This is a genomic window from Arthrobacter sp. 18067 (assembly GCF_902706295.1).
In the GTDB taxonomy this organism is placed as follows: domain Bacteria; phylum Actinomycetota; class Actinomycetes; order Actinomycetales; family Micrococcaceae; genus Arthrobacter.
On record NZ_CACSJJ010000020.1, the window covers coordinates 65,935 to 90,496 of the forward strand.

Below are 24,562 nucleotides of genomic sequence, written 5' to 3' on the forward strand. Positions count from 1 at the left end.
TTGGAAGCTACCGTCCTGTGAGCGACCAGGCGTCTTCGCCGCCTTCATCGTCGTCATCGGGGCCGTCAGCGCCGTCGTAGTACTCAATTGCCTGCGTCCGGTTGTCCAGGTCCGCCTGCACCAAATCCTCGGCATAACCGCCGACGGCGATGTTCGAGTTCGCGTTGTCGCTCAAGGCCGCTGTGTGGGCGTCAGGGGCAGCGGGTGACTCCTGGCCCTTCATCGCCGCAAGAACGGCCGCGAGGTCGTCGGGCTTGACCAGCACGTCGCGGGCCTTGGATCCCTCGGAAGGGCCCACGACGCCGCGGGATTCGAGGAGGTCCATGAGGCGTCCCGCCTTCGCGAAGCCCACACGGAGCTTGCGCTGGAGCATCGACGTTGATCCGAACTGCGTGGTGACCACGAGCTCGGTCGCCTGCAGCAGGACCTCAAGGTCGTCTCCGATGTCGTCGTCGATCTGCTTCTTCGGTGCTTCGGCAGCGACGTCGTCCCGGTAAACAGCCTGAAGCTGTCCCTTGACGTGTTCCACCACTTTGTGGATCTCGGATTCCGTGACCCAGGCACCCTGGACACGCATGGCCTTCGAGGCACCCATCGGCAGGAACAACGCGTCACCCTGGCCGATGAGCTTCTCTGCGCCAGGCTGGTCCAACACAACACGGGAGTCCGTCACGGACGACGTTGCAAACGCCATGCGGGAGGGAACGTTGGCCTTGATCAGGCCCGTGACAACGTCCACGGACGGGCGCTGGGTTGCCAGGACGAGGTGGATACCGGCGGCACGGGCAAGCTGGGTAATGCGGACGATCGAGTCTTCCACGTCGCGAGGGGCCACCATCATGAGGTCGGCGAGCTCGTCCACGATCACCAGCAGATACGGGTAGGGCTTGATGATCCGCTTGGAGTCCACCGGCGGCACTACCTTGCCCGCACGGACTGCCTTGTTGAAATCGTCAATGTGCTTGTAACCGTAGTTGGCGAGGTCGTCGTAGCGGGCATCCATCTCGCGAACCACCCATTGCAACGCCTCCGCGGCCTTCTTGGGGTTGGTGATGATGGGCGTGATCAAGTGCGGGACGCCCTCGTAGGCCGTGAGTTCCACGCGCTTGGGGTCCACCATGACCATGCGGACCTCGTCCGGGGTGGCGCGCATCAGGATGGAGGTAATCATGGAGTTCACGAAGCTCGACTTACCAGCGCCCGTGGCGCCGGCCACGAGCAAGTGGGGCATCTTGGCAAGGTTGGCCACCACGTAGCCGCCCTCGACGTCCTTGCCGACACCCATGACCATCGGGTGGTCGGTCCGGCGGGCATTCTGGCTACGCAGCACATCGCCCAAGGAGACCGTTTCGCGGTCCGTGTTGGGAATCTCGATGCCGATGGCGGACTTGCCGGGAATGGGGCTCAGGATACGGACATCACTCGAAGCGACAGCGTAGGAAATGTTCTTGGACAGAGCAGTGACACGCTCCACCTTGGTTCCCGGAGAGAGCTCGATCTCATAGCGGGTCACAGTAGGACCACGGCTGAAGCCAGTCACCGCAGCATCCACATTGAACTGCGTGAGGGTGTCCGTCAGGGCAGCGACGACGGCGTCATTCGCCTCCGTGCGCTCCTTCGGAATGGAGCCGGGCGTCAGGTAGTCCGAGGCCGGGAGGGTGTAAGTGACATCTCCGGCGAGTGACAGTTGCTCCGTGCGCTGCGGAATCGGCGCCTGCGGGAGGGGTGCGCCGGCAGGCTTCGCGGGGACCTGGGCGATAGTAGGCGCAGGTGTCGTCATTTCCGGAGTGATGACCGGGATGGCTTCGGTGGGGTTGTCGATGCCGGGAGCAGCCCCAAGGCCTTGGGCTGCCTTGATCTTCCCGACGGCGATCTCCGCCTGGGTAGGGCGACGCACACCCGGCGGAACCCGTGGCGCCGACGTACCGGGATCTTCGTCGTCGTCGACTATTGCATGCTCGAAAGCTTCGTCGCCGACATAGCCTTCCAGGCCTGCTTCGGGTTCCTCGTCCTTGCCGAAGAGGCGCATGCGCTTCTTCTTCCTGGGCTTGGCAGTCCCGTCATTCTCGTAAAGGTAGCTGCGGTCGTGGGCGTCCTTGCCGGACTCGTCCATGAGGTCAACGCCCATGAGGTGCTCATAGGCGCCCCGGATCCGGGCGGGAATGGCGCCAAACGGGGTAGCAGTGACGATGAGGAAGGAGACAAATGCCAACAGGCTGTAGAGGACCACCGGAACAGCGACGTGGATTGCAGCCAAGGGCGCTGCGGCGAGGAAACCGAGCATGCCGCCGGCCCTGCGGAGGCCGTCGAATCCATCCGCCACTGTGGGCAAGCCACCAATGACATGGGCCAGGCCGGAACCGGCCAGGGTCATGATCATGAAGCCGATGCCTACGCGGTTGTTTCCCCTGCCGTCCTGGGGCTTCCGGAACAAGCGGAAGGCGCAGACAAAAAGCATGAAGGGCAGAATCAGGGACATCCAGCCAAACGTTCCGTTGACCACGCTGTAGACGACGTCAGGGAGCCAGCCCGTGAGGCCCCACCAGGCGAAGGTGGCGATGGCGATCCCAAGCACCAGATTGAACAGGGCTGCGCCGTCCCGCCGATCCGCCGGGTCGAGGTCACTGACGTCGTAGCCAATGCGCCGCACCCCGGCACCGACCACGTGGCCTATGCCCTGCCAGAAACCCGAAAGCATGCGCAATGGCAGCGGAGCCTGGGGTTCGACGGCGGCTGCTTGCTTGGTGCGGGCAGTGCTGCCCCGACCGTTTTTGGCTGCGGCTGCGCTGGTTCTGGATGCGGCTGCGCTGGTTTTGGATGCAGCTCCGCCCCGGCCTGTGCCGCCGGATTTACTGCTGGAGCTGCCTCGTGGCGTGGAGGTAGTACGGGTCGCCATACGTGCCACGGTACCGCAAGGGGGCCTGAAATCCGCGGATTTCAGGCCCCCTTGGGTATGCATGTTGCTTGCGGGCTACGCCTCCAGGACCACCGGGATGATCATGGGACGGCGGCGGAGCTTGCGGTTGACCCACGTGCCGATGATCCGGCGCACCACCTGCTGCAATTGATGGTTGGTGTGGTCAGCGTGATTCAGCACGGCCTCTTCCAGCGCGGCGTTGATCTTGGGAATGATCTCGTCGAAGACGGAGTCGTCCTCTGCCACACCACGGGCATGGATTTCCGGGCCGGACACGATCTTCCCGGTGGTGCGGTTGATGACCGTGATGATGGAAATGAAGCCCTCGTCGCCCAGGATGCGACGGTCCTTGAGGTCGGCGTCGGTGATTTCTCCCACGCTTGAACCGTCTACGTACACGAACCCAACCTCCACCTGCCCAACGATGTTGGCCTTGTGGTCCTTGAGGTCGATCACTGTGCCGTTGTCGCTGAGGATGATGCCGTCGGACGGAACACCTGATTCAAGGGCGATGTTGCCGTTGGCAATAAGGTGCCGCGTTTCGCCATGCACTGGCATCGCGTTGAGCGGCTCCAGGATGTTGTAGCAGTACAAGAGTTCCCCGGCGGCCGCGTGCCCGGAGACGTGGACCTTTGCCGTGCCCTTGTGGATCACGTCTGCGCCCAGCTTGAGGAGGCCGTTGATGATGCGGAACACGGCGTTCTCGTTGCCAGGGATCAGGCTGGAGGCCAGGATAACCGTGTCCCCGGGACCAACCACCACGCGGTGGTCCCCATTGGCCATACGCGAAAGTGCCGCCATCGGCTCGCCCTGGGAACCTGTGGACATGAGGACCACCCGGTCATCGGGCATGTTGTCGATGTTCTTGATGTCCACAAGGATGCCGTCCGGCACGTCGAGGTACCCAAGCTTGGCGGCGATCGCCATGTTGCGAACCATGGACCGACCCACAAAAGCCACCTTGCGGCCATGCTTGGCTGCGGCATCGAGGACCTGCTGGACGCGGTGCACGTGGGAGGAGAAGGAAGCCACAATGATGCGCTTCTTGGCCTGGCCGAACAACCGGTCCAAGGTGGGACCGATTTCCTTCTCGGCAGTGGTGAACCCAGGGACGTCCGCGTTGGTGGAATCGGCCATGAAAAGGTCCACGCCCTCTTCGCCCAACCGGGCAAAGTGGCGGAGGTCGGTGATGCGGCCGTCCAGCGGCAACTGGTCCATCTTGAAGTCGCCAGTGTGCAGGACCGTGCCACCCTCGGTCCGGATGAAGACTGCCAGCGCATCCGGGATGGAGTGGTTGACGGCTATGAATTCGCACTCGAACGGACCGAACTGCTCCACCTGGCCCTCAGTGACGGTGAGGGTGTACGGCTTGATCCGGTGTTCCTGAAGCTTTGCTTCCACCAAGGCCAGGGTGAGCTGGGACCCGATCAGGGGAATATCGGCTTTGAGACGCAACAGGTAGGGAACCGCGCCGATGTGGTCCTCGTGGCCGTGGGTCAGCACGACGCCTACGACGTCTTGGAGCCGGTCCTCGATGTACGAGAAATCGGGCAGGATCAGGTCGACGCCGGGCTGGGTCTCTTCAGGGAAGAGCACGCCACAGTCAACGACCAGCAATTTGCCGTCGATTTCGAAGACGGCCATGTTGCGGCCGATCTCTCCCAGGCCACCGAGCGGAACAATCCGCAGCGTGCCTTTCGGCAGTTTCGGCGGCGTAACCAGTCCGGGAAGGGCGGTTTGGGTCATATTGTGCTACTTTCCGGCGGTACCGGCCTAGACGTTGAAGTCCATTCCGGCTTCCGCCAAATCCCCGCGGATGATTTCGATCTCGGCCGCGTCCGGCTCCACGAGGGGCAAACGGACAACCGAGTTGGGCAGGACTCCCTGCCACTTGAGAATCTGCTTGGCGGCTACTGCGCCTTGGACCCGCGTCATGGTTGCTCGTATGACGGGTTCCAGTTCAAAGTTGATGGCCCTCGCCGTGGCGAGGTCGCTGGCGTTCACGGCGTCGATCAGGTCACGGAAGCGACGCGTTGCCACGTGGGTGGTGACGCCCACCAGGCCGACGGCGCCCAGTGCCATCCACTGAAGGGTCAATCCGTCATCACCGGAGTAGAAGACCAGGTCAGTCTCAGCCATGACACGGGTTGCGGCGGCGAAATCCGCCTTGGCGTCCTTAACTGCCACGATGTTCTGATGCTTGGCCAGGCCGATCATGGTTTCGGGAGCAATCGCAATGGAGGAACGGCCCGGGATGTCGTACAGCATGACGGGCAGGTCCGTTGAGGAGGCAATGGTCTCGAAGTGGGCGCGGACGCCGGCCTGGCTGGGCTTGTTGTAGTAAGGGGTGACGATCAGGAGGCCGTCGACACCCACCTCTGCTGCGCGCTGGGAGAGGTGCACGGAGTGGGCAGTGTCATTGGTACCGGTTCCGGCAATAATGGCAGCCTTGCCGCCGACGGCTTCTTTGACCGCCCGGAACATGCCAAGGTTCTCATCGTCCGTGAGGGTTGAGGTCTCTCCGGTGGTGCCCGTGACCACGAGCCCATCGCAACCGTCCTGGACGAGCTTCTCTGCCAGTGCGGCGGCTTGGTCATAGTCCACCTTGCCGTCCTCGGTGAACGGGGTGACCATGGCGGTCAGAAGGGTACCAAGGGCGGGAGCGTGGGCGCGCGAGTCAGACATAAGAAAAACGTTACCCTGTCACGGGCTCGTTACAAGAATGGGTTCCGCGTGATGGTCCTCATGCCTCGCCGCCGGACCTGTAGGCGTGGAGGCGGGACCGGTCCAATGCCACCACGGCTACCTCCGTTCCAGTGCCGGCCACCTGGGTCAGGACCACACCGTCCGGACCCCACGCTCCACTGAGCCCACAGGAGGCACCCAACGGGGTTTGCCCGCCGAGGTTGGCCAACAAGCCGAACATCCTGTGATCCATGGAACGGGCGCCCATATGGAGGCCAAGGCGAAGTTCATCACCGATCGAGTAGAGGGCGGACACTGCATACACGTCCGCCTTTGCCTCAGCCGCGGCCCCGGCATGGGTCGGATAAGCCGCGTCGGCGCAGACGGCGAGCGCCACCCGCCATCCGTCAATGTCGACGATTCCCGGGCCGCTTCCCCGAACAAACAGTTCACGCTCCGTCCCGTGCAAGTGCGTTTTGAAGACTGCCGTGACGGCACCGTCCGCGCCAATGATGAGCGAAGCCAGCCGGGGAGTGTGGTCGGCCGCCCGCCAGGCTGCTCCGATAATGGCGGTGGTTTGGGTGCGGACACAGGCGTCCTGGAGGGGCTGAAGCCGAGTGTCACCATCGCTCAGCCACGGAGAAGGCTGACCGTGCTGAGCAGGCTGACCGTCTGCACCGGAGCCTCCAAACACTGACAGGTCATAGCCTGTCAGCGATAGTTCGGGAAAGAGCACCAACCGCGCGCCGCGGGCATGGGCTTGCTCCACAAGCACCACATGGGCGGCGACGTTGGCCTCCACCGCCTCTCCCCCGGCACCGGGCAGCAGCGCCTCATACTGAACGATGGCGGCCCACAAAGTTGCCGCTACCGATGGCTTTTCGCCTGGACGGGGCTTTGCCTCAACGGGCGGGGCTTCAGGCGGCGCAACAGCCAGGGACTGAGCCGGCGGGTGCGTTGGGGCTTGCGGGGGCGTCAGGGTCACCCGGTTAGCTTATTCCGCTGCAGCCCGATTTCCATCGCGCCAGGGAACCCCGGGCGTACGTGCAGGCTGCTCCGAGCAATACTGCGCCACGGCCCGATCCTTAAGTTGCTCTGCCCAGGCCACCAAACGCTGCGAAGCGCGAACATACTCGAACAGCTCCAGTGGCGTCAGGGAATCCACGTCAGCCTCCGATAGCCTGCGGGCCAGCTCAGCTCCCGGCGGTTGCTCGGCCAGGACTGTTCCTTCACGGCGCCACTGGGTGTCTTCGGGAGGTTCTCCCGCCACGAGTTGCCTGAACAGGAAGTCGACCACGCCTGGGCTCATCGCTTTCATGGGTCCGGAAAGGCCTTCGGGCGACTTGGGAACATCGTTCATCCTGACATGCTATTCGAACATATATTCGAAGACAAGGCCTATGAGCGCCAAGTCCCCGATCGGGCCCGGCACCAGCAGTCAGCTGTGCGCGTTGGCGACCGCCGCCAACTGTGGACCCAACCTGGCTGCCATGAGGCGGTATCCGTCGTTGTTCGGGTGCAATGTGTCGGGCATCAGGTCGGCAGCCTCCGCCGGAGTGAACACTCCCCCGCCATCCACCAGATGGATGCGGATGTCTCCGCGTTCGCGGATTGCCCGCACTACGCCTGCAACCGCTCTCCTGTAGTCGGCGAGCGTCCACCCGGCAGCATTGGGCATATCTTCTCGTGGGAGGGACAACACAGGAGAGATAACAGCAATGGGAACGTCCGGGTGTGCCCGCCGGATGTTGCTGAGGAACCCCAGGACCTGGCTGGCAAATGTCCGTCCCGAAAAGGCAGCTACGTTGTAGGTGTTGATGCCCAGGCACAGGGAAATGAAGTCAGCGGGAAGTTGGCCGATGGTGCTCTCGGCTGCTGGATCCAGTTGGCATTCGCCGCCAAATCCCAGTGACTGCAATTGCCAGCCGTACTGCCTGGCAACCAACGCGGGCCATGCTTCGGAAGGCCCATCGGCCTGCCTGCATTGGGTGATGGAACTGCCATACGCGATCCACCGTTTGCCGGTTTCCGCGGCAACCTCCACGTCCTCGCCTTTCAGCGAAACCTCCAGCACCCTCAGGAAACCGTACTGTGGCAACCACAGTTGAACAGTTGACCGCGGGGGCAGGGCACCCAGATCGAGATCGTGACTGACCCGTCCCGCGCTGGGCACCCGGTGGCGAAGGACGCCGTTCACCAGGACGTCGAAAGGGGACCCATCTTCCGGGCCTTCGGCTTCGATCACCAGATGCCCGGACGTCGCCGTCCATGTTGCATGAATGCCGGCGCACATCCTGGCGCGCTCCTCCAGGCCATCCGTGGCCGGGGGCATGAAAAGGGCACCGTCAAGGCGCCGGAACTGGTGCCAGCCATCGGCGTCGTGGACGATCGTGAAAGCTCCAGCCCATTGGGCGTTGACGGATTCCATGCCATAGGACTCTACCGGCCATAGGACTCTACCGTCGGCCCGGCTCACAGTTGGCTATGAGACCATCGCAGCATGACTTCGCAAGAGACGGCGCCTCCGCGGAAAGCAGGCGGCGGCGGCACGATCTCCTCCCGGCTCACGGGGATCGACGCCGCCAGGGGTGCAGCGTTGCTTGGCATGATGTCCACGCACCTGATACCAACGTTCGGGCCCTCCCCGCTGTGGGAGCCAACGTTTGTGGGATTGGTGTTTTCGGGCCGGTCCGCAGCACTGTTTGCCGTCCTTGCCGGCATCGGGCTGGCCCTGAGTACTGGGAAGCAGGAGCCCAGGAAAGGCAGCGAACTGTGGGCCGCCAGAGGTGGCGTCGCCATGCGCGCCCTGGTGATTGCCGTCGTCGGCCTGACCTTGGGAGGCCTGGACGTCAACATCGCAGTCATCCTGGTGCACTACGCCGTTCTTTTCCTGTGTATTCTTCCGTTCCTTGGCCTGCGGCTAAGGGCACTCTGTTTCTGGGCGCTGGGCTGGATCCTCGTGTCCCCTGTGCTGGCGTACTTGGTCCGGCCCCTTCTGTTGGACGCCACCCCTCCGCTGCAGCTGGGCCACAACCCGAACACTGAGGACCTGGGGACGCCCGGGCGCCTCCTCGCCGACCTGTTCTTCACTGGCTACTACCCGGTGTTCCAGTGGATCTCGTATCTCCTGATCGGACTGGTGATCGGCCGTTTGGCGCTGACGACCACGAAGGTGCAGCTGCGGCTGTTGACCAGCGGAATCGTCGTGGCCATCGCTGCGAAGTTCGTCGGATTCCTTGCCATGGAGGCTTGGGGCGGCCGGGCCGCGCTGGAGGCGCTCCCGGGCACCCGGGGCTATCCTCTGGAGAGCATGCTCCAGGTCAACCTGACCGGGCTGGAGCAGACAGGTTCGTGGTGGTGGTTGGCTACTTCATCCCCGCATGCAGGGACCACCATGGACCTGCTGCACAGCGGTGGCACGGCTGCCGCTGTGGTGGGTTTCTTCCTGCTGCTGGGCACCGTGGCCGAACGCATCAAGCTCAACTTCCTGATGGTGCTCAGCGGGCCGGGTGCCATGACGCTGAGCCTCTATTCAGCGCACGTGTGGGTAGTTTCCGGTTTCACCAACCAGCCACTGCCTGCAGGGTGGACCGACGAGGGCATGTATTGGACCCAAGCGCTCTGCGCCGTTGCCATCGGCGTCTGCTTTGCCTTGCTCCGGCGCCGCGGGCCTCTGGAATGGGCGGCCCACACGGCGTCGAGGCTGGGCAGCTACCGGCCCGCTGCGGTGGGCTGAGAGCGGAAGAGCTTCACGGCGTCGCGCATGGACGCCCGGGCGCGCTTGCGGTCGCCTGAGGCGTCGTAGGCGCAACTCAGCCTGAACCAGGAGCGCCAATCGTCCGGCGCGGCTTCGGCTTCGGCCCGGTACTTTTCGAATTCGGCATCCGCGGCTGCGCGGACAATCCGCCCACCGGGCGTACGCGGCAAAGTGTCCTCGGGCAAGCCGCCTTCAGCTTCCAGGACCTTGGCCATCTGCTCCGTGCGGGCGCCGAACAGGAGCTCACGGATGAGGGCCCACGCACCAACTATCGGCAGGACCAGATAGGCCGCCCCGATGCCCTTGGCTACAAGGTTGGGGTCACCGAGCAGCAGGAACGAACGCTGCACGGAGACCACCAGGTACAGCACCAACAGCAAGGTGATGGCGCCGACCCAGATTTTGGTGCGGTTCTTCTTCAACGACGTCCAAAAATTGCCCATGGACCTAGAGCCCCAGGTCCAGGTAGCCGTCAAGGCCCACCGTGAGGCCGGGGTGCGCAGCGACCTTGCGCAATCCAAGCAGGACGCCTGGCATGAAGGAGGCACGGTCAAAGGAATCATGGCGCAACGTCAACTGCTCGCCGGGACCACCAAAAAGGACTTCCTGGTGGGCGACCAAACCACGAAGCCGGACGCTGTGGACCCGAACACCATCCACGTCACAGCCCCGGGCGCCATCCATCGACGTTTCAGTGGCATCCGGGCTGGCCGGAACCCCGGCCTCCTGCCGCGCCTTGGCGATCAGCTGTGCTGTGCGTACTGCGGTGCCGGAGGGCGCATCCACCTTGTTTGGGTGGTGCAGCTCGATGATTTCAACGGATTCGAAGTATTGGCTGGCCTTGGCTGCGAAAGCCGATGCCAACACGGACCCGAGGGCGAAGTTCGGGGCGATGAGGACACCCGTGTCCGGCTTCTGTTCCAACAGCGAACGGAGGGATTCCAGCCTGTCTGAGTTCCATCCAGTGGTTCCCACTACGGCGTGGATCCCATGCTCGACGGCGAACCGGACGTTGGTCTCGGTGGTGTCCGGGACGGTGAGGTCAACAACATACTGTGCGCCGGCGTCGAGCAGTGTTTCCAGGGAATCGCCGCGGCCCAGGGCGGCTACGAACTTCATGTCATCGGCTGCTTCCACAGCCTTCACGGCTTCGATTCCCATGCGCCCGTGGGCGCCCAGCACTGCAACAGCAAGTTGTTCGGTCATGCCGTTAACCCTACCGCCGGGCTGGAGCCCGACAGGAACCGTTACTCCTGCCTACTCCCCTGCGCCAACCCACTCGACAGTGCCGTCGGTGAAGAACTGTTCCTTCCAAATGGGAACCTGCGCTTTGACCCGGTCCACCAGCTCGGAGCAGACAGCGAACGCCTGCCCGCGGTGGGCTGCTGCTACGGCACAAACCAGCGCGGGGTCACCAATCTCCAGCATGCCGATCCGGTGGGCGGCCCAAATGCGGACGGGCTGGTCGGCTTCTCCTGAATGCTCTGCGACCAATTGCGCAACGACGTCGGACATGACCTGATGCGCCGTGGGGTGGGCGCTGTAGCTGAGCCGGTCGACGGCCTTGCCGGCGTCGTGGTTCCGCACCACGCCGCTGAAACTGACCACCGCACCGGCAGTGTCCGATTCAACCGCAGCGATGGCTTGGTCGACGGAAATGGGTTCGGCGCTGAGGACCGCGCTGACTACTTCGAAGTCTGTTTCAGTGCCCATGGCTACCTTCCATTTGTTCGCACAGGTGCCCAATGACCGGGTCCAGGACAGCCAATCCATCCATGACGCCTTTGGGAGACCCCGGCAGGTTGATGATGAACGTCTTACCTGCAGCTCCGGCGTGGCCACGGCTCAGCATGGCCAGGGGCGTTTTCGCAGCGCCCGCTCGCCGGATGCCTTCCATGATGCCGGGTATTTCCCGGTCCAGGAGCGGAAGCGTCATCTCCGGTGTCCGGTCATCCGGGCTTAGGCCGGTCCCGCCGCTGGTGATGACAACGGCGGGCTCCTGCGTCAGGAGCGCCCTGAGGGCAGCTCCCACAGGTTCGCCGTCCGGCACCACCATGGTGGGGAAGGTCTCGAAGCCGTGCTCGTTAAGCCAGTCGAGGATGATGGGGCCCGTCTCATCGGTATAGATACCGGCCGCCGCCCGGGTGGAGGCAATGACGACGCCGGCCTTCCGTGGTGCGTTCGGCTCGCAGGCGCTCATGCGTCTGCCTCCCTTACGGTTGACTCTCCAGAGACGTCCCAGTCGCCGCTTTTGCCGCCACTCTTGGCGAGCACGCGGATGTCGGTCAGCACGGCATGCTTGTCCACGGCCTTGATCATGTCGTACACGCTCAGCGCCGCAACCGACGCCGCAGTCAACGCTTCCATTTCGACGCCGGTCACGCCCCTGGTCTTGACGGTGGCCAGGATTTCCACCGAGTCAGCGCCCACGTCGAAATCCACTGTGACCTTGGAGATCGGCAATGGATGGCACAACGGAATCAGCTCCGGAGTCTTCTTTGCCGCCATGATGCCTGCCACGCGTGCCACGGCGAGCGCGTCGCCTTTGGGCAGCTCACCGGCGCCCAACAGGACCAGTACGTCAGGGGTGGTGCGGACAGTTGCCGTGGCCGTGGCCTCACGCGTGGTGACGGCCTTCGCGGAGACGTCCACCATGTGCGCGGTGCCGTCCTGCCTGAGGTGCGTCAGGCCACCGGCATGTTCTGGGGTCCCGGGAGTTTCATTCACAGCATCCATACTTCCACTTCGGATCCTGCGGCGAGTTCCGTGACGCCGATGGGGATCTGGACCAGGGCATTGGCGCGGGCCAAGGCGTGGACCAGGTGGGACCCCGCGCCGCCTTCCATACGGAGGACGCCGTCCCCTGCCACGGTGCCGCGACGGACCTGGTGCTTGCCGTCCGGCGAGGTCAGCGGTTCGGCCAGCCGTGCCGTGCGAACCAGTCGCGGCGCAGGGGCTCCCACGACCTGTGAAAGGGCGGGCCGGAGGAACATTTCGAAGGAGACAAGGCAGCTGACGGGATTTCCGGGAAAGCCAAGGAATGGAACGTCGTTGAACGTCCCCAGACCCTGCGGCCCACCTGGCTGCATGGCCACAGGCAGGAAGTCGACGGCGTGTCCGGACATGGCTTGGCGGACAACTTCGTAAGCGCCCTTGCTCACTCCCCCGGTGGTCACGATGAGGTCAACGGGGGTGTCCGTATTCCGGGTGTAGCGGTGAAGGACAGACAGCAGGCTTGCAGGATCGTCGTCGGAAATACCGGCGCGAACCACGTCCAGGCCAGCCTGCCGCATGGAGGCTTCCAGCAGTGTTCCGTTGGAATCATAGATTTTGCCTGCGGTAAGTTCTTCCCCCGGCTCCACCACCTCATCTCCGGTGGTGACCAGGAGGACGCGCAAAGGCTCACGGACTTCAACGGTTGCCAGGCCCAGCGCTGCCATCAAGCCAAGCTGCGCCGGTCCCAGCAAGGTTCCGGCGGCCAAGGCCAACGCACCCTTTTCGATGTCACTGCCAGTGTTTCGGACATAGGTACCGGGAGCGACGGCAGGCACGTCGACGACGGCATCTCTTCTTGTGGCATCCGGGAAAGAGTTGGGGGTCGCCTTCTCGATGGGTACGACGGCGTCAGCCCCGTCGGGGATCATGGCTCCAGTCATGATGGGGGCGGCGAAGCCGGCCTTCAGAGCTGCCGGCGCGGCACCTGCGGGGACGGGCGCCGCTACCCAAAGCTGCCCACCGTCGTCGGGAATGTCTTGGGAGCGAACGGCAAAGCCGTCCATCTGGGAGTTGGCAAAGGGTGGCAGGGAGAGCGGCGCGTAGACGTCGACGGCGAGCGGCTTTCCCAGCGCTTCGAGCAATGGCACACGGCGGTTGCCCCGGGGGGTCGCGCCTGCCAGCAGTTCCGCCACTGCTTGACGGTGGGCTGCAACTGATCTGGGCACGGTCATCCTCCTGTGTGGATACGCTGGCTTCCGGGAAATCTCCGGACGTACCCAGACTAGGGCCTCAGCCCACCTTCACGCTGATGGTGTGATAGCCCGTGGCGCCGTCAGGAGCCACCGCGGCCTTGTCTTCGGTCTGCGGTTCGCCGGTGGAGTCGGTAGCCCGCACTTGGACCTCGTAGTCGCCTGGCGTGAGCTCGATGCCGAGTTGCCACTGGTACCAAGTATCGGTGGAGATGGCGCTGGCGAGGGTGGCCCGCTGCCATGGTCCGCGGTTGACGCGGAGCTCTACGCCGTTGATGCCCCGGTGCTGCGCCCAGGCCACACCACCGAATTGGACTTTGCCGGCTTGGACTGTCCTGCCGCTGCGGGGTACATCGATGCGGGATTGCGTTTTGATGGGTCCGTGATCGCTCCAGCCGCGTGGCGTCCAATAGGCGGTGTCGTCCGCGAAGCGTGTGACTTTGAGTTCCGTGAGCCATTTGGTGGCCGAAACAAAGCCGTACAGTCCCGGCACGATCATGCGCACCGGGAAACCGTGTTCGAGCGGAAGCGGCTCGCCATTCATACCGACGGCCAACAGTGCGTCGCGGTCGTCGGTGAGTGCCTCCAAGGGGGTGCTGGCCGTCCAACCGTCGTTGCTGGTGGACAGCACCATATCCGCGCCGGGCTTTGGCCCGGCCATGGCCAGCAGTTCCCGGACCGGCCAGCCCAGCCAAAGGGCGTTTCCGATAAGGTCGCCACCGACGTTATTGGACACGCAGGCGATGGTGATGTGCCGCTCCGTCATGGGTTTGGCGAGGAGGGTGGCGAAATCCAGTTCGATTTCCCGCTCCACCATTCCAGTGACCTTCAACTTCCAGGCAGGCGGATCGATGGCAGGCACCGTCAGGGCTGTGTCGATCCTGTAGAAGTCGGCATTCGGGGTCACCAAGGGGCTGATGCCATCCACGGAGAGGGTTGCGCCTGCGGGGATGGCTTGTGGTGCTGTGGCGGGTTCGGGGAGTGTCATGGAGCCCCGGAAACCTGAAGCCACCGCCGTCGCCCGGGTGAGGACGGCGGTAACAGTTCCGGCCACGACCGCGGCGATGGATGTTCCGGCGAGCGCGTTCAGGAAGCTCCGCCTGGCCAAGGGCGCAGGATCGTTGCCCTGCCGGGCTGGCGTTCTGTTCGACGGAGCCCACGTCGTCAGGCGGCGTATGAGCGTGCGCAACAGCAGCATCGTGACAACCGCCGCGACGATCGGGGCCAGGGCCGCCTGCGGGCTTGCCTGTGCACGCGTCACGACGGCGGTCAGGCCAGCCGCTCCGGCCAGCCCGGCCAGTACCAGGCCCCAGCCAGCGCGGCGACGCTCCAGCACACCCGCGAGCGCCGCCAGCATCCCGGCGACGATCCCGATGGAAGCAATCAAGACGACCTTGTCCGCCGTACCGAACAACTGCACAGCCAGGTCCTTCACGCCCGGAGGCACCGCATCGATCACTGCTCCACCAAGGGCCGTGACCGGGGAAACCAAGGGGCTCAGCAAACCGGCGGTCAATTCACCTGCGGCGATCCCCGCACCTCCGGAAGCTATTCCGGCCGCGGCTGCCCACCGGCCGGGGTGGAGGTGGCCTTGTGGTGTTGGCGGCGTAGCGGGTTCCGCTGTGCCCACGCGCGGGTCCGGTTTGTCAACGCTGCTGGGCGTGCTCATGATGCGCCTCCTGGGCGTTTGTCACGTGAAGTCCCGGATGTGGCCGGGACGGAAGAAGATGGCGGGTAGGTCTCCGGCGATGGGGACACAGCCGGATGGGACACGGCCGGAAGGGACACGGCCGGAAGTGATCCTGCCGGTAGTGACAGGGCAAAGCGGCAGCCGCCGTCGACGTTGTCCACGGTGACGGATCCGCCGTGTGCCTTGACGATCCCCGCAACCATGCTCAGTCCGATGCCGGCGCCGTTGTAGCTGCCCTGCAGTCCCTCGGCTGTACCGCGGGCGGGGTCTTTCTGCCAGCCTGTTTCAAACAAATGCGGGAGGTCCTCATCCGGGATGCCGCCGCACTGGTCCTGCACGGCAATCACGGCGTTGCCGCCATTCCCTCCGATGCCGTTCAGTCCAGTGTCGTCCCGTCCGACACTGACGTGGACGTCGGTGTCGGGCCGACTGTAGATGACGGCGTTCAACAGGATGTTCCGCACGGCCCGCGCCAGGCTGGGTCCGTCGGCGACGGCCATGCACTCACGGTCCCCGCCGCCGTCGAGCCTGATGCCACGTTTGGCGGCCAGCGGCGCCAGATCAGACAAAGCATCACTGACGAGGTCGTAAAGATCCAGGGGCTCGGCGCGCAGGCGGAGGCTGCCGGCCTGGATCTTGGACAGTTCCAGGAGGTCATTGACCATGGCGGTCATCTGCTCGGTCTGCCCGATGATTTTCCGGTAATACCCCGGCACATCGGAGGCCATGCCGTCCTCAAGTGCTTCGGTCATGGCGCGCATGCTGGCCAAGGGTGTTCGAAGGTCATGCGAAATCCACGACACAAGCTCACGCCGGGCAGTCTCAATGGCGGCTTCCCGCTCACGGGACTCGGCAAGACTGCGGCTGCTGGCTTCAAGCTCCTGGGCCAGTTCGGCAAGTTCCGACGTCATGGCGGGGGCGGCACCCCGCCCCTCCCCCGTGGAGTGCTCCAGAGTTTCACCGCGTCCGAGGCGCCGAGCAGCGTCCACCAGCTGGGCCGCGTTGCGGGAGACGCCGGCACCGAGCATAAGGGACAGTGCAACAGCTACTGCAGAGGCCATTGCCAGGATGTACCACATGACCTCAAGGTCCCTCGCTGAGATAAACATCGCGTTGAAGGCGCTGACCATGCCCGCCACGAGCACCGCAACAGTTGCCACCACCACCAAGCAGATCTGGGCGAGCACCGAGGCCCGGCGAAGCAATCGCAGGAGCACCAAGGTGGTGGCGCCGATGAGCACCGCCCAGAACAGGACCCAGGCGAGGATGGTCCAGAGTTCACTGCCCTCCATGGCCACGCTCCCCGCCAGCGACGTGGCCGGCCTCGTCGCCGGCGGTGGAATCGAACCGGTAACCGACACCCCAGACCGTCTTGAGCATCTCTGGCTTGGTGGGGTTGGCTTCGATCTTTTCCCGCAGGCGACGAACGTGGACTGTAACAGTGGACAGATCTCCGAAGTCCCAGCCCCATACGGCCTTGATGAGTTCTTCCCGGCTGAAGACCTGGTTGGGCCGGCGCATCAGGAAAGCCAGGAGATCGAATTCACGGACCGTCAGCGCCAGGGGAACTCCGCGGTGCGTGACCGTCCGGGAAGCGGGATCGAGTGCAAGGCCCGCAGCTTCGACCGGTGGTTCCGGCGTGAACTCCTTGATGCTCCGCCGCAGCACCGACTTCACCCGGAGAACCAGTTCCCGGGGCGAGAAGGGCTTGGTGACATAGTCGTCGGCTCCCATCTCCAAACCGAGGATCCGGTCGTCTTCGGTTCCCAAAGCCGTCACCATGATCACCGGTACGCTCATGGTTTGGCGGAGCCGGCGACACACCTCAACGCCATCCAGTCCTGGCAACATGCGATCCAGGATCACCAGGTCTGGTTGTCGCGAAGCTGCGACCTTGAGCGCGGTGAAGCCGTCCCCTGCCATATCCACTTGGAAGCCTGCCTGAAGCAGGTAGTCGCGGACGACGGCAGCGATGGTCTCCTCGTCTTCGACCAGGAGGATCCGGCGGTTCCCTGGTTCCGCTGGTGGTGTCGTAGATGTGGTCACGCTTTCAGCATAGGTTTGCCGGCGGTGCCGGGCACCCGATCCGGGCGTCCAGGACGCAAGTGTATGGAATCCGTAAGAACTGTGTGACTGTAACCGGTGTCACTGATCCTGCCATGGTGGCGTAGCCTGAATTTATGAGTGTTCAGCTGGGCATGCCGGTGCCCCCTTCGGGCGTCGCCGCAGGAAACAAGGAAACTGGCGCCGCGGTCCCGCCACCGCGTCCCGCAGGCACGCCTGCGGGTTTGTGGGACCGCTATGGCAGGCGGGCTACGGATATGCGTCTTTCCCTGACGGACAAATGCAACCTGCGCTGTACCTATTGCATGCCGGCCGAGGGGCTGGAATGGCTCTCGAAACAAGCCGTGATGACCAAGGATGAAATCATCCGCATCGTCCGCATCGGCGTCGAAGCCCTGGGCGTGCGGGAACTCCGTCTCACCGGCGGCGAGCCCTTGGTCCGCGCTGACCTGGTGGACATTATTTCCGGTATTCGAAACGACCACCCGGAACTCCCCATCTCCATGACCACCAATGGTGTGGGCCTGGATAAGAAGGCCGCGGCGCTCAAGGCAGCGGGCCTCACCAGGATCAACGTCTCGCTCGACTCCCTGCACGAGGAGACCTTCACCAAACTCACCCGCCGTCCGTTCCTGGATCGTGTCCTGGCCGGCGTCGATGCCGCCTGGGCGGCCGGCCTGGGCCCGGTCAAACTGAATGCCGTGCTGATGCGCGGGATCAACGACGCCGAATCACCGGACCTGCTGTCATGGGCCTTGGGCCGCGGCTACGAGCTTCGCTTCATCGAACAGATGCCCTTGGACGCCGATCATGGTTGGACGCGGCGCAACATGATCACGGCCGCGGAGATCCGCGATCTGCTGTCCCGCGACTTCGTGCTGGGCCATGACCCCCGCGAACGGGACGGCGCCCCGGCAGAACGCTTCGAAGTACGACGCCGGGACACGGCTTCCGGTGAAGCCGCGGGCCCGGTCCTCGGTACAGTTGGCATCATCGCCTCGGTCACCGAGCCGTTCTGCTCCGACTGCCGCCGGACACGCATCACTGCCGAGGGCAAGATCATGAGCTGCCTCTTCTCCCGCGAAGAGTTCGACCTCCTGGGCCTGCTTCGTGAAGGTGCCACGGACGACGAACTTGCGCAGCGGTGGCAAGATGCCATGTGGGTCAAGCCCAAGGCCCACGGCATGGACCACACTGGTCTCGGCGCAGCGGACTTCGTCCAGCCGGACCGCAGCATGAGCGCAATCGGAGGCTGAACCCTTGCTTGTCCGTTACTTCGCTGCCGCACGCGCGGCCGCCGGGGTGGAAGAAGAACATCACGTCCTCCCGGAAGGATCCAGCCTGGAGGCCCTGCTGGAAGCCGCCCTCGCCGTCGAGCGTCCGCTACCTCCAGAAGGAACGCCACCGCTCCACCGCATCGTGGCCCGGAGCAGCTTCCTCCGCAATGAAGTGGCCGTGCGGGACCGTTCAGCTCCGCTTGGTGCGAAGGACATCATCGATGTCCTGCCGCCTTTTGCCGGCGGCTGAGGTTCAAGCTTTCCTGAACACGCTCTTCAGCAGTGGGCTGAATCCGGCTGTCCCCTCGAGCCGGAGGTCGGCTGTGTGCACCAGCACGCCATCTTCTACGCGGAAAGTGTGCTTGGCTACGCCGTCTGCCGTTCGGCGCTCCAAGGTCAACGTTCCAGCGTTCCACGTTCCCCGAACGGGGCTGGCAGGGGGCCGGCCCATGCTGTCCACGTAGTACCACAGGGTGTCTCCGTGGTCCCGGTCCACCGTGAACATGCCGTGCCCCTCGAAATGCGTACCGTCGGCTTCGCGGTGCCTGTAACTCTGGACCACGGCGTACCCTCCGGCGGCCCTGGTGAATACCACCTCGGCGTCGGCTGTCCGGGCACTCCCCCACGGCGAGGCCGCTATCTCCGTGATTCCCCGCCAGTGACCGATGAAGTCGTGCAGCATCTCCGCAGCTTGGCCGCTTGAGGGCAGATCCATCTCGTCTCCAAAGTAGTCAGGGCAGCATCATCACTGTGTGATCATGCTGCCCTGCTGACAGTGCGGGAGTCCAGAGACTTAGAGGCCGAACGTCTCGGTTTCCTCAAACGGACCGACGACGGTGATGGTGCGGGGTGCGGCTGCGAGCTCGCGGGCCAGGTCCTGCACTTCATCCACCGTGACGGCCTGTATCCGGGCCAGGGTTTCGTCAATGTCCTGGAATTCTCCGGACACGAGCTCCGCCCGGCCCAACCGTGACATCCGTGATCCCGTGTCCTCGAGCGCCAGGACAATTCCACCGCTGAGCTGTCCTACGGCCTTGCGGAGTTCTTCTTCGGTAATGCCATCCGTGGCCAACTTCTCCAGCTCGACGCCCAGGAGCTCCAGCACCTGGCGGACCTTCGAAGGGGTGCACCCGGCGTACATGCCGAAGTACCCGGCATCGGCGTAGGCCGCAGTGAAGGAGTACGTGGAGTACACCAGGCCACGCTTCTCGCGGATTTCCTGGAACAGCCTGGAGGACATGCCGCCGCCCAGCACGGCGTTGAGCACGCTCATGACGAAACGGCGGTCATCAGTTGCGACGATCGTGGGGCACCCCATGATGATGTTCGCTTGCTCAACGGGGCGCTTGACCACGTGAAGGCCTGACGTCCCCGTGATGACAGCCCGTTCAGTCCCGCGGCGCTTGACGGGGGCCGCATCAGCATCCAGCTGCCAGCCCGCAGCCGTCAGGGCATCGAGCACAAGGTCACAGACGACGTCGTGATCCAGGCCGCCCGCGGCGGTGATGACCAGTTCCTCAGGACGGTAGTAGCGCTGGTAGTGCGCCCAGACCGAGTCCCGTGCCACAGCTTTGATGGCGTCAGGCGTTCCACCGATGGGGCGGGCCAGCGGATGCCTGCCGAGCACAGCTTCCACGAACTTCTCATGCGCGACGTCGGTGGGATCATCGCTGTCCATCGCGATTTCCTCAAGGATGACGTCGCGTTCCTGCTCCAGCTCGGCAGGATCGAGGACCGCACCGGTGATCATGTCGGCAATCACGTCGATGGCCATGGGCAAGTCCGTGTCCAGCACCCTGGCGAAGTAGCAGGTGCTTTCCTTCGCAGTGGCAGCATTCGACTCGCCGCCAACCTCATCGAAGGCCGATGCGATCTCCAAGGCCGTGCGCCTCTTGGTGCCCTTGAACAACAAGTGCTCAAGGAAGTGCGTGGAACCGTGCTGGCCGTCCGCTTCGTCGCGCGAACCCACTGCCACCCAAAACCCGATGGTGGCCGAACGCTGACCGGGCATTGCCTCGGTCAAGACGCGCACGCCGCCGGGCAGGACTGAGCGCCGCACGACGGAACCGCCCTCGGCACCATGGATCAATTCGCCACCCGGAAGGGTCTGCTCCAGCGGCAAGGGTACGACAGTCATCAAGGCCTTTCAGGTTTTCGGGTTAAGGCCGGAAGGGCCGGTGGAGCTTTTTCAAGCCCACCGGCCCCGCCGGGTGTACTGCTTACAGACTACTCTGCGGACTCTTCAACAGCCTCGGCTGGTGCGTCCTCTGAAGCTGCGCCCTCTTCCTCGGCAACAACCGGTGAGAGGGAGAGCTTTCCGCGGTCGTCGATCTTGGTGATCTCTACCTGGACCTTCTGGCCCACGGAGACGACATCATCAACGTTGTCCACGCGCTTGCCATTGGCCAGCTTGCGGAGCTCGGAGATGTGCAGCAGGCCGTCCTTGCCCGGGGTAAGGGAAACGAAGGCGCCGAAGGTAGTGGTCTTGACGACCGTACCCAAGTAGCGCTCACCGATTTCCGGTACCTGCGGGTTGGCGATGGCGTTGATGGCGGAACGTGCTGCATCGGCAGACGGACCGTTGGTTGCGCCAATGTAGACCGTGCCGTCATCTTCGATGGAGATGTCCGCGCCAGTGTCTTCCTGGATCTGGTTGATCATCTTGCCCTTGGGCCCGATGACCTCGCCGATCTTGTCAACGGGGATCTTGACTGCGATGACTCGCGGTGCGAACTCGGAGAGCTCGTCCGGGGTGTCGATCGCTGCGTTGATGACCTCGAGGATGTGGAGGCGGGCTTCGCGTGCCTGCTTCAGTGCTGCGGCCAGCACGGAAGCGGGGATGCCGTCGAGCTTGGTGTCCAGCTGGATGGCCGTGACGAACTCGGACGTACCGGCAACCTTGAAGTCCATGTCGCCGAAAGCGTCTTCGGCGCCGAGGATGTCGGTCAGCGCTGCGTAGCGGGTCTGGCCGTCTACCTGGTCGGAAACCAGGCCCATGGCGATACCGGCAACTGCTGCCTTCAACGGCACACCGGCGTTGAGCATGGAAAGCGTCGAAGCACAGACCGAGCCCATGGACGTCGAGCCGTTGGAGCTGAGGGCCTCGGATACCTGGCGGATGGCGTACGGGAACTCTTCACGCGTCGGCAGCACCGGAACCAGGGCGCGCTCTGCGAGGGCACCGTGGCCGATTTCGCGGCGCTTCGGGGAACCGACGCGGCCGGTCTCACCGGTGGAGTACGGCGGGAAGTTGTAGTTGTGCATGTAGCGCTTGCGCGTTACCGGCGACAACGAGTCGATCTGCTGTTCCATCTTGAGCATGTTCAGCGTGGTGACACCCATGATCTGGGTTTCGCCGCGTTCGAAGATGGCCGAACCGTGAACGCGGGGCAGAACCTCTACCTCGGCGGTGAGCTGGCGGATGTCCGTCAGGCCACGGCCGTCGATGCGGATCTGGTCCTTGAGGATGCGCTGGCGCACAACCTGCTTGGTGACCGAGCGGAAAGCTGCGGACAGTTCCTTCTCGCGGCCTTCGAAGTTACCGGCAAGCGCGCCCAGGACTTCGTCCTTGAGCTCGTCAGAGGCGTTGTCGCGGTCCTGCTTGTCAGCGATCTGGAAGACAGCAGCCAGCTTGTCGGCAGCAGCGGCTTCAACAGCGGCGTAAACATCGTCCTGGTAGTCCAGGAACACGGGGAACTCGACGGTGGGCTTGGCAGCGCGTGCAGCCAGGTCCGCCTGTGCTTCACAGAGTGCCTTGATGAACGGCTTGGCAGCCTCGAGGCCCTCGGAGACAACCTCTTCGGTGGGAGCCGTGGCGCCCTGTTCCTTGATGAGGTTCCAGGAGTTGTCCGTGGCTTCGGCTTCAACCATCATGATGGCGACGTCGTCACCTGTGATGCGGCCGGCTACAACCATGTTGAAGACGGCGTTCTCAAGCTGGGAGTGCTTGGGGAAAGCAACCCACTGCGAACCCTGCTCATCGGCGATGAGGGCGACGCGGACGCCACCGATCGGGCCGGAGAACGGGAGGCCGGACAGCTGCGTGGACATCGAGGACGCGTTGATGGCGACGACGTCGTAGAGCTCATCGGGGTTGATGGCCAAGACGGTGACCACGATCTGGACCTCGTTGCGCAGGCCCTTGACGAACGCGGGGCGCAGCGGACGGTCCATGAGGCGGCAAGCCAGGATGGCTTCGGTGGACGGGCGGCCTTCACGGCGGAAGAATGAGCCCGGGATGCGGCCGGCTGCGTACATACGCTCTTCAACGTCGACCGTCAGCGGGAAGAAGTCGAAACCTTCGCGCGGCTGCTTGCCTGCGGTGGTTGCGGAGAGCAGGGCGGTGTCTTCGTCGATGTAGACCATCGAGGCACCGGCTGCCTGCTTGGCAAGGCGGCCGGTTTCGAAGCGAATGACGCGCTTGCCAAAACGGCCGTTGTCGATGATGGCTTCGGAGAACTGGATTTCGGGACCCTCCATAGAGAGTCACCTCCGTTTCTGTTAGCGGAAGTCCACCGCATCAACCCAGGCCTCTTCTTTTTTCCTGGCCTGTACGACACCCGGTCATCGATCGAGATCCACGGGCGTCATCACCACAGATGAGCTTCCCGGGAATCACTACCGAGGACCGCGAATGCGCGATGCGGTTGATTCCTGTTTTTAGTTGTTGGTGAAGAAGGCGGCCCGTCCCCGACAGGAGCGGGCCGCCCCTAAAGGAAGACTAGCGGCGCAGGCCGAGACGCTCGATGAGCGCACGGTAGCGGGCGATGTCAGTGTTCTTCAGGTAGGAAAGCATGCGCTTGCGACGACCAACCATGGCCAGCAGACCGCGCTGGGTGTGGAAGTCGTGCTTGTGCTCCTTCATGTGCTCAGTCAGATCCTTGATCCGCTGGGTCAGGACTGCAACCTGGACCTCGGGCGAACCAGTGTCGCCTTCAGAGGTTGCGTATTCCTTGATGATGGACTGCTTTACAGCGGCGTCAAGTGCCACGTGAACTCCTAGAGTTGTGCCGTGCCTCCCGGTGCAGCGCCTCGCTGACGGGTTGCCTTTGATACGTTGCCGCACACAAAAACAGGTCCAGCCGCCACGGACTGCAGCCGGATCCACTCATCAGTTTACCGGCAGGTCAGCAGTGTTGTCGAAAATGCCCCTAGCGCGTGGCCAACAGCTCGTGCGCCTGGGCTACGTCCAGGCACATTTGCTCGACCAACGCTTCGGGTCCCCGGTATGCAACCATGCCGCGGAGTCGCTGTGTGAACTCGACGGCCACGGTCTGGCCGTAGAGATCGAAGTCCTCCACGTTCTCCTCCGGGCGGTCAATCACATGTGCTTCCACCTGACGGCTCACGCCATCGAAAGTGGGGTTGGACCCAACGGAGATGGCTGCAGGCCAGCGTGTGCCGGATTGGTCGATCAACCATCCTGCGTAGATGCCGTCCGCGGGAACATAGCCGGTGGAATCATGGGCAAGGTTTGCTGTGGGGAAACCAAGATCGCGGCCGCGGGCAGCGCCGTGGACCACTTCACCACGCATGCGATGCGGGCGGCCCAGTACAGCTGCCGCCGTCACGACGTCGCCTTCGGACAAGGCTTCCCGCACCCAGGTGGAAGAACAGCGGCGGTCCGTGTCGCCGTCGTCGTGGACCGGGAAACCTCCCGCCCCGAATTCGTTGACTACCTGCACACCAAAGCCGAGGTCTTCGCCCAACTCCTGCATGGTGACAACATCGCCCACGTTGCCGGCACCAAAGCGGAGGTCGTGGCCTACAACGACGTGTGCCGCGTGGAGTCCGTCAAGGAGGACGTCCCGGACGAACCCGATGGGCGTCATGGCTGCCAGGTCCAGGGTGTACTTCATGACCAGCACGGCATCAACGCCGGTGTCGCCAAGGGCATCAAGTTTGTCCTGCAGTCCCATGATCAGTTCCGGGGCTGAATCCGGCCTGTGGACCTGGGCGGGGTGGGGGTCGAACGTCACGGCAACCGACGGGATGTTGTGGCGTTTGGCGGTATCGGTCAGTTGCGACAGGACATGCTGGTGGCCTCGATGGACGCCGTCAAAGTTCCCGAGGGTAACGACAGTAGGTCCGAAGTCCTTGGGGACTTCGGTGGGATCGTTCCAGATGTGGACCATCAACCTCGCCTTTTACTGCAGATATTCGTTCCGCCCGGCAACCTCCCGGCGCCGGAACATTCTAAGGTTACCC

Annotated in this window: 23 protein-coding genes; 3 read left to right on the forward strand and 20 right to left on the reverse strand. The window is 63.9% G+C overall.

From position 1 onward, the window contains the following. Positions 1 to 7 precede the first annotated feature (7 nt). The 6 genes from GVL04_RS18745 to GVL04_RS18770 form a co-directional block, all read right to left on the reverse strand. The gene (locus GVL04_RS18745) at positions 8 to 2,896 is read right to left on the reverse strand and encodes a DNA translocase FtsK (protein ID WP_159707319.1); all 2,889 of its coding nucleotides are present in this window, start codon (positions 2,894 to 2,896) and stop codon (positions 8 to 10) included. Between the two features lie 75 nt (positions 2,897 to 2,971). Continuing rightward, on the reverse strand, positions 2,972 to 4,663 hold the full coding sequence (locus GVL04_RS18750; RefSeq protein ID WP_159707321.1) for a ribonuclease J: 1,692 nt from the start codon (positions 4,661 to 4,663) through the stop codon (positions 2,972 to 2,974). A gap of 27 nt (positions 4,664 to 4,690) precedes the next feature. Beyond that, complete coding sequence (gene dapA, locus GVL04_RS18755; protein ID WP_159707323.1) at positions 4,691 to 5,602, reverse strand: 4-hydroxy-tetrahydrodipicolinate synthase; 912 nt, start codon at positions 5,600 to 5,602, stop codon at positions 4,691 to 4,693. Between the two features lie 58 nt (positions 5,603 to 5,660). Continuing rightward, positions 5,661 to 6,587, reverse strand: a complete 927-nt coding sequence (locus GVL04_RS18760) for a carbon-nitrogen hydrolase family protein (RefSeq protein ID WP_235036352.1) — start codon at positions 6,585 to 6,587, stop codon at positions 5,661 to 5,663. A gap of 9 nt (positions 6,588 to 6,596) precedes the next feature. Continuing rightward, the gene (locus GVL04_RS18765) at positions 6,597 to 6,962 is read right to left on the reverse strand and encodes a hypothetical protein (RefSeq protein WP_159707324.1); all 366 of its coding nucleotides are present in this window, start codon (positions 6,960 to 6,962) and stop codon (positions 6,597 to 6,599) included. Between the two features lie 78 nt (positions 6,963 to 7,040). Continuing rightward, positions 7,041 to 8,030, reverse strand: a complete 990-nt coding sequence (locus GVL04_RS18770) for a GDSL-type esterase/lipase family protein (protein ID WP_159707326.1) — start codon at positions 8,028 to 8,030, stop codon at positions 7,041 to 7,043. A gap of 72 nt (positions 8,031 to 8,102) precedes the next feature. Between GVL04_RS18770 and GVL04_RS18775 the strand changes: the two genes are divergently transcribed. Next, a complete protein-coding gene (locus GVL04_RS18775) occupies positions 8,103 to 9,338 on the forward strand; it encodes a heparan-alpha-glucosaminide N-acetyltransferase domain-containing protein (RefSeq protein WP_159707328.1) in 1,236 nt (411 codons plus the stop codon). Here GVL04_RS18775 and GVL04_RS18780 read toward each other — a convergent pair. The 9 genes from GVL04_RS18780 to GVL04_RS18820 are packed head-to-tail and all read right to left on the reverse strand — an operon-like array spanning position 9,314 to position 17,060. After that, on the reverse strand, positions 9,314 to 9,802 hold the full coding sequence (locus tag GVL04_RS18780; protein ID WP_159707330.1) for a hypothetical protein: 489 nt from the start codon (positions 9,800 to 9,802) through the stop codon (positions 9,314 to 9,316). The genes GVL04_RS18775 and GVL04_RS18780 overlap by 25 nt on opposite strands. 4 nt (positions 9,803 to 9,806) lie before the next feature. Then, on the reverse strand, positions 9,807 to 10,565 hold the full coding sequence (gene dapB / locus GVL04_RS18785; protein ID WP_159707332.1) for a 4-hydroxy-tetrahydrodipicolinate reductase: 759 nt from the start codon (positions 10,563 to 10,565) through the stop codon (positions 9,807 to 9,809). Between the two features lie 51 nt (positions 10,566 to 10,616). Then, positions 10,617 to 11,072 carry a molybdenum cofactor biosynthesis protein MoaE gene (locus GVL04_RS18790; RefSeq protein WP_159707334.1) on the reverse strand — a complete coding sequence of 152 codons (456 nt, stop codon included), beginning with the start codon at positions 11,070 to 11,072 and terminating at the stop codon, positions 10,617 to 10,619. Beyond that, the gene (locus GVL04_RS18795; RefSeq protein WP_159707336.1) at positions 11,062 to 11,559 is read right to left on the reverse strand and encodes a molybdenum cofactor biosynthesis protein B; all 498 of its coding nucleotides are present in this window, start codon (positions 11,557 to 11,559) and stop codon (positions 11,062 to 11,064) included. Before GVL04_RS18795 ends, GVL04_RS18790 begins: the two co-directional genes overlap by 11 nt. After that, positions 11,556 to 12,095, reverse strand: a complete 540-nt coding sequence (gene moaC / locus GVL04_RS18800) for a cyclic pyranopterin monophosphate synthase MoaC (RefSeq protein WP_159707338.1) — start codon at positions 12,093 to 12,095, stop codon at positions 11,556 to 11,558. Before moaC ends, GVL04_RS18795 begins: the two co-directional genes overlap by 4 nt. Further along, positions 12,083 to 13,306, reverse strand: coding sequence for a gephyrin-like molybdotransferase Glp (gene glp / locus GVL04_RS18805; protein WP_159707340.1), 1,224 nt, complete (start codon positions 13,304 to 13,306; stop codon positions 12,083 to 12,085). Before glp ends, moaC begins: the two co-directional genes overlap by 13 nt. A 58-nt stretch (positions 13,307 to 13,364) precedes the next feature. Further along, positions 13,365 to 14,993, reverse strand: a complete 1,629-nt coding sequence (locus tag GVL04_RS18810) for a molybdopterin-dependent oxidoreductase (protein WP_235036353.1) — start codon at positions 14,991 to 14,993, stop codon at positions 13,365 to 13,367. After that, complete coding sequence (locus GVL04_RS18815; RefSeq protein WP_159707342.1) at positions 14,990 to 16,306, reverse strand: cell wall metabolism sensor histidine kinase WalK; 1,317 nt, start codon at positions 16,304 to 16,306, stop codon at positions 14,990 to 14,992. Before GVL04_RS18815 ends, GVL04_RS18810 begins: the two co-directional genes overlap by 4 nt. Next, the gene (locus GVL04_RS18820; RefSeq protein ID WP_159707344.1) at positions 16,293 to 17,060 is read right to left on the reverse strand and encodes a response regulator transcription factor; all 768 of its coding nucleotides are present in this window, start codon (positions 17,058 to 17,060) and stop codon (positions 16,293 to 16,295) included. The genes GVL04_RS18815 and GVL04_RS18820 overlap by 14 nt, the downstream gene beginning before the upstream one ends. Before the next feature lie 134 nt (positions 17,061 to 17,194). Between GVL04_RS18820 and moaA the strand changes: the two genes are divergently transcribed. Both moaA and GVL04_RS18830 read left to right on the forward strand, forming a co-directional pair. Continuing rightward, positions 17,195 to 18,334, forward strand: coding sequence for a GTP 3',8-cyclase MoaA (moaA, locus tag GVL04_RS18825; RefSeq protein WP_159707346.1), 1,140 nt, complete (start codon positions 17,195 to 17,197; stop codon positions 18,332 to 18,334). A gap of 4 nt (positions 18,335 to 18,338) precedes the next feature. Continuing rightward, entirely contained in the window at positions 18,339 to 18,605 is a 267-nt protein-coding gene (locus GVL04_RS18830; protein WP_159707348.1) for a MoaD/ThiS family protein, read from the forward strand. A gap of 3 nt (positions 18,606 to 18,608) precedes the next feature. Here GVL04_RS18830 and GVL04_RS18835 read toward each other — a convergent pair whose 3' ends face one another. From GVL04_RS18835 to GVL04_RS18855, 5 genes are all read right to left on the reverse strand, one after another. Beyond that, positions 18,609 to 19,070 carry a DUF1579 family protein gene (locus tag GVL04_RS18835; RefSeq protein WP_159707350.1) on the reverse strand — a complete coding sequence of 154 codons (462 nt, stop codon included), beginning with the start codon at positions 19,068 to 19,070 and terminating at the stop codon, positions 18,609 to 18,611. 78 nt (positions 19,071 to 19,148) lie between these two features. After that, positions 19,149 to 20,492, reverse strand: a complete 1,344-nt coding sequence (locus GVL04_RS18840) for a pitrilysin family protein (RefSeq protein ID WP_159707352.1) — start codon at positions 20,490 to 20,492, stop codon at positions 19,149 to 19,151. 89 nt (positions 20,493 to 20,581) lie between these two features. Continuing rightward, positions 20,582 to 22,834, reverse strand: coding sequence for a polyribonucleotide nucleotidyltransferase (locus tag GVL04_RS18845; protein WP_159707354.1), 2,253 nt, complete (start codon positions 22,832 to 22,834; stop codon positions 20,582 to 20,584). A 241-nt stretch (positions 22,835 to 23,075) separates the two neighbouring features. Next, a complete protein-coding gene (gene rpsO / locus GVL04_RS18850) occupies positions 23,076 to 23,345 on the reverse strand; it encodes a 30S ribosomal protein S15 (protein WP_017198030.1) in 270 nt (89 codons plus the stop codon). 160 nt (positions 23,346 to 23,505) lie between these two features. Further along, positions 23,506 to 24,489, reverse strand: a complete 984-nt coding sequence (locus tag GVL04_RS18855; RefSeq protein WP_159707356.1) for a bifunctional riboflavin kinase/FAD synthetase — start codon at positions 24,487 to 24,489, stop codon at positions 23,506 to 23,508. Between the last annotated feature and the right edge of the window lie 73 nt (positions 24,490 to 24,562).

Bases quoted from the DNA above. Each gene is read 5' to 3' on its own strand.
- GVL04_RS18745 (WP_159707319.1), bottom strand. From the start codon at position 2,896: ATGGCGACCCGTACTACCTCCACGCCACGAGGCAGCTCCAGCAGTAAA.
- GVL04_RS18750 (WP_159707321.1), bottom strand. From the start codon at position 4,663: ATGACCCAAACCGCCCTTCCCGGACTGGTTACGCCGCCGAAACTGCCG.
- dapA (WP_159707323.1), bottom strand. From the start codon at position 5,602: ATGTCTGACTCGCGCGCCCACGCTCCCGCCCTTGGTACCCTTCTGACC.
- GVL04_RS18765 (WP_159707324.1), bottom strand. From the start codon at position 6,962: ATGAACGATGTTCCCAAGTCGCCCGAAGGCCTTTCCGGACCCATGAAA.
- GVL04_RS18770 (WP_159707326.1), bottom strand. From the start codon at position 8,030: ATGGAATCCGTCAACGCCCAATGGGCTGGAGCTTTCACGATCGTCCAC.
- GVL04_RS18775 (WP_159707328.1), top strand. From the start codon at position 8,103: ATGACTTCGCAAGAGACGGCGCCTCCGCGGAAAGCAGGCGGCGGCGGC.
- GVL04_RS18780 (WP_159707330.1), bottom strand. From the start codon at position 9,802: ATGGGCAATTTTTGGACGTCGTTGAAGAAGAACCGCACCAAAATCTGG.
- dapB (WP_159707332.1), bottom strand. From the start codon at position 10,565: ATGACCGAACAACTTGCTGTTGCAGTGCTGGGCGCCCACGGGCGCATG.
- GVL04_RS18790 (WP_159707334.1), bottom strand. From the start codon at position 11,072: ATGGGCACTGAAACAGACTTCGAAGTAGTCAGCGCGGTCCTCAGCGCC.
- GVL04_RS18795 (WP_159707336.1), bottom strand. From the start codon at position 11,559: ATGAGCGCCTGCGAGCCGAACGCACCACGGAAGGCCGGCGTCGTCATT.
- moaC (WP_159707338.1), bottom strand. From the start codon at position 12,095: ATGGATGCTGTGAATGAAACTCCCGGGACCCCAGAACATGCCGGTGGC.
- glp (WP_159707340.1), bottom strand. From the start codon at position 13,306: ATGACCGTGCCCAGATCAGTTGCAGCCCACCGTCAAGCAGTGGCGGAA.
- GVL04_RS18810 (WP_235036353.1), bottom strand. From the start codon at position 14,993: ATGAGCACGCCCAGCAGCGTTGACAAACCGGACCCGCGCGTGGGCACA.
- GVL04_RS18815 (WP_159707342.1), bottom strand. From the start codon at position 16,306: ATGGAGGGCAGTGAACTCTGGACCATCCTCGCCTGGGTCCTGTTCTGG.
- moaA (WP_159707346.1), top strand. From the start codon at position 17,195: ATGAGTGTTCAGCTGGGCATGCCGGTGCCCCCTTCGGGCGTCGCCGCA.
- GVL04_RS18835 (WP_159707350.1), bottom strand. From the start codon at position 19,070: ATGGATCTGCCCTCAAGCGGCCAAGCTGCGGAGATGCTGCACGACTTC.
- GVL04_RS18840 (WP_159707352.1), bottom strand. From the start codon at position 20,492: ATGACTGTCGTACCCTTGCCGCTGGAGCAGACCCTTCCGGGTGGCGAA.
- GVL04_RS18845 (WP_159707354.1), bottom strand. From the start codon at position 22,834: ATGGAGGGTCCCGAAATCCAGTTCTCCGAAGCCATCATCGACAACGGC.
- GVL04_RS18855 (WP_159707356.1), bottom strand. From the start codon at position 24,489: ATGGTCCACATCTGGAACGATCCCACCGAAGTCCCCAAGGACTTCGGA.